We start from the raw sequence: 12715 nt of genomic DNA, 5'->3' as shown, positions 1-12715 counted from the left end.
ATAAATTTTATTATTAAGTCTATAATAACCATATAAAAATCTTGCAGTTTTTTATACTTAGAAAATGAGAGAAACTGCAAAGGATAGTTTTGGCTTCCTTTCATTTCAGCTCATCTTTTCATTGTTTAAATAAACAAGAGTACCTTAAGCCATTCTCATGAAAAAAAAACCTTTTGACTCTCAAAATAATTCTTTGCGTGCAATTATTGCCGCTATTGCAACCATTGGCACTGTTGGAACAGCATTGGCAATGGGAACACAACTTGTTTCTCTTCTTATGGCAGAGAAAGGACTTTCCAACAGTACAATCGGCTATAGTGGAACAGTTGGTGGAATCGCCACAATTATTGCAGCTATTTTTACGTCTCGAATCGCCTTATGCTTAGGAATCGCTCAAACAATATTGTTTATGATGGCGATAGGATCTTTAAGTTTTTTAGGATTCTATTTTTTTGATCCCATATGGGTTTGGTTTATTTTAAAGTTTATATTACATTTCAGCATGACAGTTATGTTTATCCTGTCAGAGTTTTGGATCAACAGTTATGCTCCCCCCAAAAAACGCGGTTTGATCCTTTCTATTTATGCTATTGTCTTAGGATTAGGGTTTATAATAGGTCTAACGCTGCTAGCAAAAGTGGGAACACAAGGATTTATTCCTTTTGCTGTTGGATATAGCCTTATTATGCTTGCTACTATACCAATTCTTACCGCTTGGAAATTAAGTCCAGAATTTCAAAAAAATCAATATATGCCATTTTTTCGTTATCTTTTTCACGTTCCAAGTGCAATGATGGCGGTCCTTGTTTACGGGGCCATTCAAATGGGCGTATTAACTCTTATAATACCCTTTAGTTTATCCATTGGTTATAATGAGAATGAAGCAGCACATTTTATGGCAACCCTTGCACTTGGGAATATTTTCCTCTTAATTCCTATCAGCATTATAAGCGACTACGCCAAAGATCGACGCTACCCACTGATGAGTTGCGCTATTCTAGGTTTTATAGGAACTTTTATAGTACCATGGATTCTTCAATATCCATGGATTCTGATGCTTGATTTGTTTTTTCTGGGTGGTGTATCAGCGAGCCTTTATACAATTAGTCTTGCACATTTAGGAGCCCGTCTCAAGGGGCAAGAACTTGCTGCTGCTAATTCTGCTTTTATTTTTTGTTATGGAATTGGTATGCTCATCGGACCGACCTTTATCGGAAAATCCATGGATATCTTTAAACCCTTTGGTTTTTCAATAGCCATGGCTGTTTTTTTCGGTTTATATGTCATTTTGGTGTTTGTCCAACTTATGAGAAAATTAATCAGCTCTTGACTTTTTTGAGAACATCCGTAGTGTTGCCGGAAAATCTGATGATGTCGGAAATAAATTTTGACAGAAATAATATTTTTTCAGTATAAATAGGGTATTTACATTATGGCTAAAGCAGCAACCATTAAGATCAAGCTTTTATCAACTGCAGATACTGGTTTTTTCTATGTAACAAAGAAAAACAGCCGTACAATGACAGATAAAATGAGCAAGCGTAAATATGATCCAGTTGTAAAAAAGCACGTTGAATTTAAAGAAACAAAAATTAAATAAATAAAATTATTATTAAATTGATAGATTTTATACTCCAAAAGAAATGTGGGAGTATTGCTCTTCAAAGTTATTTTTTGAGGGGTGTTTTTTTATTTCCTTAAGTTTAAAAAGTTTACTTTAAACTTTGTATGTTTTGTACGGATTTGGATAAGTTGATTTATTATTTAAGTTGCTTACATATATTTTGCATGAGTATTTGATTATTGTGATATCTAACGAAAATTTTGTCATTAAAACGAGACATTGTTTCGTCATATGAATAAAGCTTCTCGGATGAATTATAAACAATACTAAAATAGAGTTATAGTAATGTTAGCAGTTTCTTTATTTCATGAAAAAATCTTTTTCTCATTTTGATCTAAGAATCTTTAATCTAAAAGTTATCGGTTTCAGTATTTTTGTCGCTGCTAGCATTCTTATCATTATGTCAACTTATTTTAAGCAGACTCAACGGTTGCCTCAAAAAGAAAATTTTTCTTCTCAAAACTCTGTTAAAGGAAATGCTTTAATCATTGATGGCGATACCATTATGATTTCTTCAATTAAGATTCGACTAGCTGGAATTGATGCTCCTGAACTCCACCAATTTTGTGGAAAAAAGGAAGCACGCTACCCTTGTGGGCTTGAAGCAAAGAAATATTTAGAACTATTATTAAAAAATCAAATTGTTACATGTCACTGGCAAAAAACAGATAAATATCGCCGTATTCTTGCAACATGTAAAACAAAACAAGTTAGCAATATCAACGCAACACTTGTACATAATGGTTGGGCTGTAAATTATTATGAATACCCCAAAGAAGAGCAAGAAGCTAGGAAGAAAAAGAAAGGAATATGGGTATCAAGTTTTCAACGACCAAAAGAATGGCGCAAAGCAAATCCTCGCACAGAATAAGAAAAATATTTTTTAATTTTATTTACTAATGAAACAATGTAGCCCAATTATCAAACTTGAAAAAGAGATCTATTCCTGTCGTGTTTGCGTCCAACAACCCCATTATTTTCCTCCTCTTCCTCATGAACCAAACCCTGTCGTTTATTTATCCGATACTGCTTCGATTGCAATTGCAGGCCAAGCACCAGGGTTGCGTGTCCATGAAACTTCTATCCCTTTTAATGATCGCTCTGGTGAAAAATTGCGTAATTGGCTGGGTGTCACGAAAGAAGAATTTTATAATAAATCTCTTTTTGCTATTGTTCCTATGGGATTTTGTTTTCCAGGTTATGACAAAAATAAAGCTGATTTACCACCAAGACGGGAATGTCGAGAAATATGGCATGAAAAGATATTTCAGGCAATGCCTCAAATAAAGCTTGTTCTTGCTATTGGCAGTTATGCGCAAAAGTGGCACATTACAGAATTAAAACATAAAACCGTTTCTGCAACTGTTGGTGATTGGAGAAATATTCTTTCCATTCCTCAACCTCGAGGCTATAATGTTATGCCTTTGCCTCATCCGTCATGGCGAAATACTTCTTGGTTACAGAAAAAACCATGGTTTAACGATGAGCTTATTGTATATCTGCGTCGTTTAGTGCGTAAATTTTTATAAATTAAAATATTGAGAAAAAATATGGATCGTCTTGACCGAAAAATTTTACATCTTTTGCAAGAAAATGCGACACTTTCTGTTGCTGATATTGCTAAAAAAGTGGGGCTTTCTACCACTCCTTGCTGGCGTAGAATTCAAAAACTTGAAGAAGATGGCGTCATTCAACGTCGTGTTGCTGTTCTTTCTCCAGAAAAAGTAAACGCACACGTCACTGTTTTTGTGTCTATTCGCACAAATACACATAGTCATGAATGGTTTAAGCGTTTTTCAAAAATTGTGCAAGAATTCCGTGAAGTCATTGAATTTTATCGAATGAGTGGAGATATTGACTATTTATTGCGTGTTGTTGTGCCCAACATTGAAGCTTATGATCTTTTTTATAAAAAATTAATTTCTAAAATTGACATCCGTGATGTCTCTTCTTCTTTCGCAATGGAACAGATTAAATATACAACAGAACTTCCACTTAATTATATTAAATTACACGACAAGACGCATGAACAAAGCTCTTAAGATTTTTTATATCCGTCTTATGATCTTTTAGGCATTCAAACTTTCTTGTTAAAAAACCACCATTTGTGCATGTGTTAAAACAGCAGCTTTGACAATACCAGCTGCTATAGCTGCTCCTGTCCCTTCACCAAGACGCATCCCCAAATCTAGAAGTGGTTCTTTGCCAATTTTTTTTAAAAGTTTACGATGAGCTGTCTCAGAAGAAACATGTCCAACAAGGGTATGATCAAGAGCTTTTGGATGCATTTTATAAAGAACCGCTGCTGCTGCTGTTGCCACAAAACCATCTAAAATAACGGGTATTTTTTCTATTCTTGCTGCTAAAATAGCACCAACCATAGCAGCAATCTCACGTCCTCCTAAGCGACGCATTATCTCAAAAGGATCATTAAAATAATCCTTATGCAAAGAAATGGCTGTCTTAACCGCTGCAATTTTACGCTGATAAAAATCACCTTCTGATTCCATACCATTTCCTGTCCATTCTTCCACTTCCCCTCCAAACAATGCTAAGCATAAAGCTGAAGCTATTGTTGTGTTTCCAATTCCCATTTCTCCAATACATAAAAGATCTGTCCCACCCGCAATGGATTCCATTCCAAATGCCATTGTAGCAGCCGCACTCCGCTCATCCATTGCGGCATCCTTCGTAATATTCATTGTTGGATATTCCAATGCTAAATCAAAAATTTTTAATCCAAGATCATAAGCAATACAAATTTGATTGATAGCAGCTCCACCAGAGGCAAAATTTTCTACCATTTTTTGTGTCATAGATTGTGGAAATGGTGTAATATTCTCCTCTACAATACCATGGTTTCCAGAAAAAATAGCAACCAAAGGTCGCGTTACGATAGGTTTTTCTGTACCCCTCCACCCCGCATACCAAACAGCAATATCTCCTAGTTTTCCCAATGTTCCTTGCTCTTTTGTTAAGTTTTTTTGCCATTTTTTTGCCAAAATTATAGAAAACTCATCAGCAACAGGTAAATTTGTAAGCAAAGCACGAAAATCATCAAATGGACTAGCGATCATAAGGATACCTTTTAAAATCTACAATGTTTATGAAAATCACGTCATATATACAGGATATGAATAATTTATTGTTTTTTTAACAGTGCTTTAAAAATGTTAAATACTATGAAAGCAATAATTTCTACATTCTATTTTCTACCCCAATAACAAACGTGCAAGATTCAAAATGTTATTAATATCTTATGACTACTTTACAGTGATACCCTTAAGCTATTTTTTATTTAATAGGCATAATCAGCATGCCGTTTAATATATAAATTCTAACATTCTTATTCATAATAAAAGTTATAAACTTTCAAAAACTTATAAAATTGAAGGGATCAAAATTATCGCAAAGAAATCAAAACGCAAAGGATCTCAACTTTAATATATGTTAATTGTCTGACTGTTATTAAATGAGAGCATAAAAAGCTTCTTTTAAAGTACATATATCTGCGTTTGGTTTTGTCGCATCATTTGATAGTATTTGCCGCCATCGACGTGCACCACCCCGCCCATGAAATAAACCAATCATGTGACGCGTCACATGAGAAAGCCGTCCCCCCGATGCAATATGTCGAGCCGCATAATCACACATAACCTCAATAAGATCACTCTCACTTAGACTATTCTGCGACTCACCATAGAGTTCAAAATCAATATGTTTTAACAAAGTTGGATCATGATAAACTTGGCGACCAACCATGACAGCATCACAGAAAGTTAAGTGTTCTTTGATCTCATCAATCGATTTAATTCCACCATTTATCCCAATGAATTTATGAGGATATTGACCTTTTAATTTGTAAACCCTTTCATAATTAAGGGGCGGAATATTGCGATTTTCTTTCGGACTCAATCCTTGTAGCCATGCCTTGCGTGCATGTATCCAGAGCGCATCACATCCAGCATTCCAAACCTGATTAGCCAAAAGATCTAACGCTAACTCTTCATCTTGTTCGTCCACTCCAATCCGACATTTGACAGTTACAGGTATAGTAACCTCTCGTTTCATTGCTTCTACTGCATTTGCCACAATGTCTGGATGTAGCATCAAACAAGCTCCAAAGACCCCTGCTTGAACACGATTTGATGGGCAACCAACATTGAGATTTATTTCGTTGTAGCCAAAATCCTCAGCAATTCGTGCAGCTTCTGCTAACTTTTTCGGATCTGCCCCCCCTAATTGTAATGCAACTGGACGTTCTTTGTCGCTAAAAGCCAACAATTGTTCACGAACACCATGAATGACAGCATCTGCTACCATCATTTCCGTATAAAGGAGAGCTTTTTTCGTTAAAAGACGATAAAAAAACCTGCAATGTCGGTCTGTCCAGTCCAACATTGGTGCTACTGCAAATTTTATAGGCGATGGAAGGTTGTAAAATATCATGAGGGTATTACTCTCATGTCCCTATAGCTCTCTCTTTATACATAAAAAAATACTTACTTTTAGTTTACGGAAAATTTTATTCTCTTATACTATCATGAGTATAATAACAGCTCATTATTTCCAATTGATATCAAGGTTTACTACAATCAATCATGCCAAAACACAATATCGCATTTCTCATAGATTAGTGTTCAGGTATATAAACATGAAAAAAGAAGATTTTTACTATAATATAAAAATCTCATTTATAAGTTCTTCTTACGCTCTTCAAGCCTCTCCCCTTACATGATTTAGTACAGCGTTTAAGATAATAAATGCTAAACTAACACATTATACAATTTTTCATGATCGATTTAATTTTCTTTAGATTTTTTTAACTCATTGTGCAAATAAACGATACAGAAAGTAGCTTTATCTTCTCCTAAAGAAGAAAAAACCTTATTTCACACGAATCTAATTATAAATTATTTTTTATCAATGAGTTCTTTTTGGTGATATTCTTAGATTTCACTTTATAAGATAGACAAATTTCATCTTAAATATTCTATCTAATTTTGCCATTTTGTGATTCTTTCAAAAAAAAACTAAAATCAGGGTATAGACAACCATTGCCTTTTTAATATCTATAACTAATATCAGTATCTCTCGAAGGAAAATATTTTACAATATTGCAGATACAATTTGTAAAATGAAATGATCATAAACGTTGTTCAATCTCTTGTTGGCTTTGCATATAGGAAGAAAGAGTATCAACCTCTTGTTCATTAAATAGGAGCCCCAGTTTTGAACGACGCCATAACACATCTTCACATACTTTAGCCCATTCTTTTTCCATCAACCATTTTACTTCTACTTCATAAAGCCCATGTCCAAAATTTTTTCCTTTATTTGCCTTACCATGTGCAAAGATCACCAATGCTTCCGTACCGTAGGAGCGTGCAAGCCTGCGATGTGTAAAAGCATCTAAATCTGGCATTAAAAGAGCAATCCTATTTTCGATTGTATCTAATTTGTTATAGGGAAAATCACCCCCTGGAAGTACTGCCTTAGCCGTCCATGATGCTCCCTTTTTACCAAGCTCTTTTTCAACAAATTTCATCGCATCTTCAGCCAACTTACGATAAGTTGTAATCTTTCCACCATAAAGATTAAGTATCTTTGGTGTCGTTCCTGTTCCCATTTCTTTTAAAACATAATCGCGCGTAATTTTTTGTGCTTTTGAAGCTCCATCATCATAGAGTGGACGAACTCCAGAGTAAGACCAGACAATCGTTTCAGGCAACACTGGTTGTATGAAATATTCACTGGCTGCTGCACAAATATAATCAATTTCTGTATCAGTAATATGAACGTCAGCCGGATCTCCTTGATAATTACAATCTGTTGTTCCAAGTAAGGTAAACTCTTCTTGATACGGAATAGCAAATATAATACGCCCATCACCATTTTGAAAAATATAAGCACGATCATGAGTATAAAGCTTGGGAACCAAAATATGAGAACCTCTAACAAGCCGTACTGGTGGATGTTCTTTACAATCTAATATGCTTGCCAAAACATGATCAATCCAAGGTCCTGTCATATTCGCGATATAAGAAGCTGTGACACTATATTCTTTGCTACTTAACTTGTCTTGAAGAAATATATGCCATTTATTGTCTTCTTTTTTTAAAGAGAGAACTTCTGTTCGTACTTTTATATCAGCTCCCCACTTTTCTGCATCACGAGCATTGCCAATAACTAAACGCGCATCATCTACTCTTGCATCAGAATATTCAAAACCTCTCTGATATTCTTTCTTCAGTGTAGAGCAAAATTTTTGTGAAAAATTAATCGTTTTACTGCGCCACAATTTCTGATTCCAATTCCCTAAATAATCATAAATAAAAAGTCCAAAACGCAACATCCAAGCAGGGCGCAATTCTTTATGATAAGGAAGGAGAAAACGCAAAGGACGCACAATATGTGGAGCCATACGTAAAATGATCTCGCGTTCTTTCAATGCTTCACGAACAAGTTTGAACTCATAGTGTTCAAGATAACGAAGCCCACCATGAATAAGCTTTGTTGACGCACTTGAGGTCCCAGATGCAAGATCGTTCATTTCAGCCAATCCCACTTTAAATCCGCGTCCTGCTGCATCTCTTGCCAATCCACAGCCGTTTATCCCTCCTCCAATGATAAACAGCTCATAATGTGTTGTAGTTTTCATAATTTCACTTTTCATTATTTAATTTTGTTTCTCAGTATTCAATAAAGCAACAGGAAAAAATAATACAAGTGTTCTTCATTGTATTATCAACGTACTTTTTCTTAAAATAAACACGCACAAAAAGCTTTTGATATCCTTATACATCAAAACAACATTTGACAAATTAAAGAGAATTTTTTTATCTTTTACAAAACATAATCCTTGCCAAGCCAAGGTTCATCATATGAAATCTTTTTAGAGAAAAATTGATGTTTTTTCTCATTCTTAAAGATACACTATAACTAAATGCTTCATTGCACATAGATAGCACTTTTCATATAGTTCACTCAATGACACCCTAGAAAATGTGAAGGTATCCAAATGAATTATCACTCTCAAAACTCGAAAATAACACTTCTTTCAAAAATTTTAGTCATAGTTATGTCGAGTATTTTAATCTTTTTACCTTCTTTATCAAACGCAACGTCACGCTCAAAAACAGCAAATGATTTAAGCTTAGAAAAGCTTAAATCACAACTTTTAGAAGATTCTAGCTTTTTATCTAAGCTTAAAGAAAAAATGATACCACATACTGATTCTCATCATATTCAACAAATCGTCAGAGAGTATCTTCTTACTCATCCAGAAATTATGATTGAAATGCAGCTTATTCTTCAAGATAAGCTGGAAAAACAGAATGAATACGAAAACCAAAAACAAACTTCAGTCATTCATTCATTAGAAAAAGAGATTTTTCATTCTCCTCATGACGCTGTTTTGGGAAACCCAAATGGTAAAAGAGTGCTTGTCAATTTTTTTGATTACAACTGTGGATATTGTAAAATTTCCTATTCAAATATAGAAGACTTGATAAAAGAATATCCAGATTTAAAGGTTATTATCAAGGACTTACCAATTTTAAGCTCTGATTCTATGGCAGCCCATACTGTTGCCTACGCATTTCGAAAACAATTTCCAGAGAAATATCCTCAGTTTCACAAAACGCTTTTAATGTATCAGGGTCGTGCAAATGAAGCTAAAGCTATTAAAGTAGCTGTTTCATTAGGAGCAGATGAAAAAAAACTACATAATGCAATACAAGATCCCACTCTGCAAAACGCTTTTAAAGAAAACATTCAAATTGCCTCTGCACTTCATATTACGGGAACACCTTCTTACATCATTGGTGATAAAATATTCATCGGCGCTGCCAAACAGGATATTCTAAAACAAGCGATAGATAATACACAGTGAATACCTGATCCGTTTTAGGAAGAATACTGTAAATGAGGTAATTTTATGCTTTCTCTTTTTTGATAACAGGCTTATAAGTGCAATTTTGCGTAAAGCAGATACAAGTTTTAAATTGCAAAGTATAATGATTTAAAGGAAATAAAAATCTTTAAAGCCTCAAAAGATGTCATCCCTAATCTAGAGATATTCGGTCATAAAATGAGATAATGACGATCTTCATTGATCAAGGAGTTAGAAATAAAATGGCAACAAAAAAAATGGATTCGGCAAAAAACGCAATTGATACGAAAATTATTCGTGATCTTGCTGAAATTTTGAATGATACAAATTTAACGAACATTGAAGTTGAACAAGGGGAGCTTCGTATTTGTGTCTCACGCCAAAATACCTTAACTTCTTCTGAGCAAGCAATCTATGCTCCTGTTTCTACTCCTACTTTTTCTGTAACATCTTCTCCAGTTCCAACAGCTGAATCTCCTATACAATCTATCCAAGAAGATAGATCAAAAAACACAATAACCTCTCCAATGGTTGGAACAGCTTATCTTGCACCTTCACCAGGCGCGCAACCTTTTGTAGAAGTAGGGCAAAATGTTTCTGAAGGGGAGACATTACTTATTATTGAAGCCATGAAAACAATGAATCAAATTTCATCACCGCGCTCAGGTACGGTAACCACTGTTCTTGTCAAAGATGGTCAACCTGTTGAATTTGGTGAACCACTTATTATTGTTGAATAAAGCGAGGGGCAACCATGATTCGAAAAATCCTCATTGCTAATCGAGGAGAAATTGCTCTTCGCGTTTTACGTGCATGTAAAGAACTTGGCATAAAAACCGTGGCTGTTCACTCTACCGCTGATGCAGATGCAATGCATGTTCGTCTTGCTGACGAAAGTGTTTGTATTGGCCCTCCTCCCGCTCGTGATTCTTATTTGAGTATTCAGCAAATTATTGCTGCTTGTGAAATTACAGGAGCGGATGCTGTTCATCCAGGTTATGGCTTTCTTTCTGAAAATGCAAAATTTGCAGATGTTCTAGAAGCCCATGATATTACATTCATCGGTCCAACAGCTACTCACATCCGAATCATGGGCGATAAAATCGAAGCAAAGAAAACCGCCAAAAAACTTGGTATTCCTGTAGTTCCCGGTTCAGATGGAGCAGTCACTGAAGAATCAGATGCTTTACGCACTGCTCGTGAAATTGGTTATCCAGTTATTATAAAAGCTTCTGCAGGTGGTGGTGGACGTGGTATGAAAGTCGTTCATTCTGAACAAGAATTTTCTATAGCTCTCAAAACAACGCGTTCAGAAGCGAAAGCTGCTTTTGGTGATGACGCTGTTTACATAGAAAAATATTTAGAAAAACCCCGTCATATTGAAATTCAAGTCATAGGTGATGGTGCGGGAAATGCTATTCATTTAGGAGAACGCGATTGTTCACTTCAACGACGGCATCAAAAAGTATGGGAAGAAGCTACATCACCTGCACTTAATGAAACTGAACGGAAAAAAATTGGAAGTATTGTTGCAAATGCCTGTGCCCAACTTGGATATCGTGGAGCTGGTACTATTGAATTTCTTTATGAAAATGGCGAATTTTATTTTATTGAAATGAATACACGTTTACAAGTCGAGCATCCTGTAACTGAAGCAATTACAGGTATAGATTTAGTCCACGAACAAATCCATATTGCATCAGGCTGTAAGCTTTCAGTGACACAAGATGAAGTCTGTTTTTCTGGTCATGCCATTGAATGCCGTATTAATGCAGAAGATCCTATTAACTTTACGCCATCACCTGGAACCATTACACATTTTCATACACCTGGAGGTTTAGGGATTCGTGTTGATTCAGGCGCTTATTCAGGTTACCATATTCCTCCTTACTATGATAGCATGATTGGAAAGCTGATTGTTCATGGACGTACCCGTTTAGAATGTATGATGCGTTTACGGCGTGCTTTAGATGAATTTGTCGTCGATGGGATAAAAACTACACTGCCTCTTTTTCGCGATCTTATTAATAATCAAGATGTTGCTGATGGTAATTATAATATTCACTGGCTAGAAAATTACCTTGCTCATCAATCAAAGTCTTCAGATTCGTAATTCGATAGCAAAACGGTGCATTCTTATAAAAGATTCTATAAGATATCAACATAAGGATAGTTCCAACCTTGCTGTAAAAAGTGGAAAAAAGGAAATAAATTGGTTATTTTTTATATAGTTTTCTTTTAATATGCATAAAATTTAATAATTTTCTGTTTTCCTTTTTGTTAGTTTGTGCTAACTCCTACATGGTTATGCCCTTATAGCTCAGTTGGTAGAGCACCTGATTTGTAATCAGGGGGTCGGGAGTTCGAGTCTCTCTGGGGGCACCATGTTCTTTTTTATCCAAAATAAATTATTGATTTTCCATATATTTTTTACAGTGAGGGACGCGTAAATAAAAGTTAGGGAATAGGATTTTTCAACCTATCTCTATAGGACGCCTCTTTTTTTGCAAACTTTCTCAAGAAAGTCTTTTAATTCTGCTAAGTTTTGTCGTGAAAAATTCTCTAAATTTCTAACAAACTCACCAACAGCTTCACGTCTCAACGGATCAGAAGTCTTGATTGTAAAACTTTTGCGACAAGCATAAGCTGCTTTCCTTAAGAGTAAAGCCTTCTCTTTATCTAAACCATAAAGCTCTATGATTTTTTCCTCCAGTCCTACAGGAACAGATTTTTTGCCAATCTCGACAGAAGATAAAAATGATACAGATATGTCTAATTTCTTAGCCATATCTAAGAGGCGTTCGGAGTGATCAATGCGAAGTTTCCGTAAAATTTTACCAAAAGATGTAACCATATAAAAAGTCCTATTAGAGAAGAAATATTTTCTTCTGATTCTAACAAATCTTTTTATGATTTTCTTCAATTATTGCGAATCAAGAGTTCTTTTCGGGGTGTTTTTTTAGCAAAACCAGAGGTCCAAAGGGTCTCTATTCTAAGATGTTCTAACTTTTTGTTATCCATCTTTTGAGGTGTGATAAGATATTATCGAGTGCGTCCATAAGGCGGGCAAAATCGATAACAAACATAAAGACAATGAAGGCAATCCACTTCATAAAGCGTGACATCATCTTTAAGCCTTGATAGGTCTCTATCATCTCATGAAGAAGCTGTTGTTCTGTTTCTGTAAGATCTTTATC

13 protein-coding genes and 1 tRNA gene are annotated in these 12715 nt (G+C 35.1%); 9 read left to right on the top strand and 5 right to left on the bottom strand.

Going from position 1 to position 12715, the window contains the following annotated elements:
• The first annotated feature begins 157 nt into the window (after positions 1–157).
• The 5 genes from ACFIL2_RS01540 (at position 158) to ACFIL2_RS01520 (ending at position 3666) form a co-directional block, all read left to right on the top strand.
• Positions 158–1330: an MFS transporter gene (locus ACFIL2_RS01540; RefSeq protein ID WP_375634141.1), complete on the top strand. Its 1173-nt coding sequence runs from the start codon at positions 158–160 to the stop codon at positions 1328–1330.
• Between the two features lie 102 nt (positions 1331–1432).
• Positions 1433–1600, top strand: a complete 168-nt coding sequence (gene rpmG / locus ACFIL2_RS01535; protein ID WP_004864083.1) for a 50S ribosomal protein L33 — start codon at positions 1433–1435, stop codon at positions 1598–1600.
• 331 nt (positions 1601–1931) lie between these two features.
• Complete coding sequence (locus tag ACFIL2_RS01530; protein ID WP_375634143.1) at positions 1932–2495, top strand: thermonuclease family protein; 564 nt, start codon at positions 1932–1934, stop codon at positions 2493–2495.
• A 28-nt stretch (positions 2496–2523) separates the two neighbouring features.
• Positions 2524–3153: a uracil-DNA glycosylase family protein gene (locus tag ACFIL2_RS01525; protein WP_375634145.1), complete on the top strand. Its 630-nt coding sequence runs from the start codon at positions 2524–2526 to the stop codon at positions 3151–3153.
• Between the two features lie 21 nt (positions 3154–3174).
• Positions 3175–3666: an Lrp/AsnC family transcriptional regulator gene (locus tag ACFIL2_RS01520; RefSeq protein ID WP_375608344.1), complete on the top strand. Its 492-nt coding sequence runs from the start codon at positions 3175–3177 to the stop codon at positions 3664–3666.
• 48 nt (positions 3667–3714) lie between these two features.
• Here ACFIL2_RS01520 and cobT read toward each other — a convergent pair whose 3' ends face one another.
• The 3 genes from cobT to glpD form a co-directional block, all read right to left on the bottom strand.
• Complete coding sequence (gene cobT, locus ACFIL2_RS01515; RefSeq protein WP_375634147.1) at positions 3715–4701, bottom strand: nicotinate-nucleotide--dimethylbenzimidazole phosphoribosyltransferase; 987 nt, start codon at positions 4699–4701, stop codon at positions 3715–3717.
• Positions 4702–5092: 391 nt separating this feature from the next.
• Positions 5093–6073 carry a tRNA dihydrouridine(20/20a) synthase DusA gene (dusA, locus tag ACFIL2_RS01510; RefSeq protein ID WP_375634149.1) on the bottom strand — a complete coding sequence of 327 codons (981 nt, stop codon included), beginning with the start codon at positions 6071–6073 and terminating at the stop codon, positions 5093–5095.
• A 697-nt stretch (positions 6074–6770) separates the two neighbouring features.
• Positions 6771–8300: a glycerol-3-phosphate dehydrogenase gene (glpD, locus tag ACFIL2_RS01505; protein WP_375634151.1), complete on the bottom strand. Its 1530-nt coding sequence runs from the start codon at positions 8298–8300 to the stop codon at positions 6771–6773.
• Positions 8301–8645: 345 nt separating this feature from the next.
• Here glpD and ACFIL2_RS01500 point away from each other — a divergent pair, with 345 nt between their 5' ends.
• The 4 genes from ACFIL2_RS01500 (at position 8646) to ACFIL2_RS01485 (ending at position 11903) form a co-directional block, all read left to right on the top strand.
• Positions 8646–9518: a DsbA family protein gene (locus ACFIL2_RS01500; protein WP_375634153.1), complete on the top strand. Its 873-nt coding sequence runs from the start codon at positions 8646–8648 to the stop codon at positions 9516–9518.
• Between the two features lie 242 nt (positions 9519–9760).
• Positions 9761–10258, top strand: a complete 498-nt coding sequence (gene accB, locus ACFIL2_RS01495; protein WP_375634155.1) for an acetyl-CoA carboxylase biotin carboxyl carrier protein — start codon at positions 9761–9763, stop codon at positions 10256–10258.
• A gap of 14 nt (positions 10259–10272) precedes the next feature.
• Positions 10273–11631, top strand: coding sequence for an acetyl-CoA carboxylase biotin carboxylase subunit (accC, locus tag ACFIL2_RS01490; RefSeq protein WP_375634157.1), 1359 nt, complete (start codon positions 10273–10275; stop codon positions 11629–11631).
• 196 nt (positions 11632–11827) lie between these two features.
• Positions 11828–11903 (top strand) — tRNA-Thr (locus tag ACFIL2_RS01485).
• Positions 11904–12003: 100 nt separating this feature from the next.
• Here ACFIL2_RS01485 and ACFIL2_RS01480 read toward each other — a convergent pair.
• Positions 12004–12372 carry a helix-turn-helix domain-containing protein gene (locus ACFIL2_RS01480; RefSeq protein WP_375679158.1) on the bottom strand — a complete coding sequence of 123 codons (369 nt, stop codon included), beginning with the start codon at positions 12370–12372 and terminating at the stop codon, positions 12004–12006.
• A gap of 148 nt (positions 12373–12520) precedes the next feature.
• Positions 12521–12715 (bottom strand): hypothetical protein (locus ACFIL2_RS01475; protein ID WP_375646039.1); only part of this gene is annotated, 195 nt, incomplete at its 5' end.

The sequence above is a fragment of the Bartonella sp. AP30XZML genome, assembly GCF_042195945.1.
Lineage (GTDB): Bacteria > Pseudomonadota > Alphaproteobacteria > Rhizobiales > Rhizobiaceae > Bartonella.
The sequence above is the reverse complement of the archived record's forward strand: the minus strand, read 5'-3'. Positions and strand labels throughout refer to the sequence as shown.

Bases quoted from the DNA above. Each gene is read 5' to 3' on its own strand.
- ACFIL2_RS01540 (WP_375634141.1), top strand. From the start codon at position 158: ATGAAAAAAAAACCTTTTGACTCTCAAAATAATTCTTTGCGTGCAATT.
- rpmG (WP_004864083.1), top strand. From the start codon at position 1,433: ATGGCTAAAGCAGCAACCATTAAGATCAAGCTTTTATCAACTGCAGAT.
- ACFIL2_RS01530 (WP_375634143.1), top strand. From the start codon at position 1,932: ATGAAAAAATCTTTTTCTCATTTTGATCTAAGAATCTTTAATCTAAAA.
- ACFIL2_RS01525 (WP_375634145.1), top strand. From the start codon at position 2,524: ATGAAACAATGTAGCCCAATTATCAAACTTGAAAAAGAGATCTATTCC.
- ACFIL2_RS01520 (WP_375608344.1), top strand. From the start codon at position 3,175: ATGGATCGTCTTGACCGAAAAATTTTACATCTTTTGCAAGAAAATGCG.
- cobT (WP_375634147.1), bottom strand. From the start codon at position 4,701: ATGATCGCTAGTCCATTTGATGATTTTCGTGCTTTGCTTACAAATTTA.
- dusA (WP_375634149.1), bottom strand. From the start codon at position 6,073: ATGATATTTTACAACCTTCCATCGCCTATAAAATTTGCAGTAGCACCA.
- glpD (WP_375634151.1), bottom strand. From the start codon at position 8,300: ATGAAAAGTGAAATTATGAAAACTACAACACATTATGAGCTGTTTATC.
- ACFIL2_RS01500 (WP_375634153.1), top strand. From the start codon at position 8,646: ATGAATTATCACTCTCAAAACTCGAAAATAACACTTCTTTCAAAAATT.
- accB (WP_375634155.1), top strand. From the start codon at position 9,761: ATGGCAACAAAAAAAATGGATTCGGCAAAAAACGCAATTGATACGAAA.
- accC (WP_375634157.1), top strand. From the start codon at position 10,273: ATGATTCGAAAAATCCTCATTGCTAATCGAGGAGAAATTGCTCTTCGC.
- ACFIL2_RS01480 (WP_375679158.1), bottom strand. From the start codon at position 12,372: ATGGTTACATCTTTTGGTAAAATTTTACGGAAACTTCGCATTGATCAC.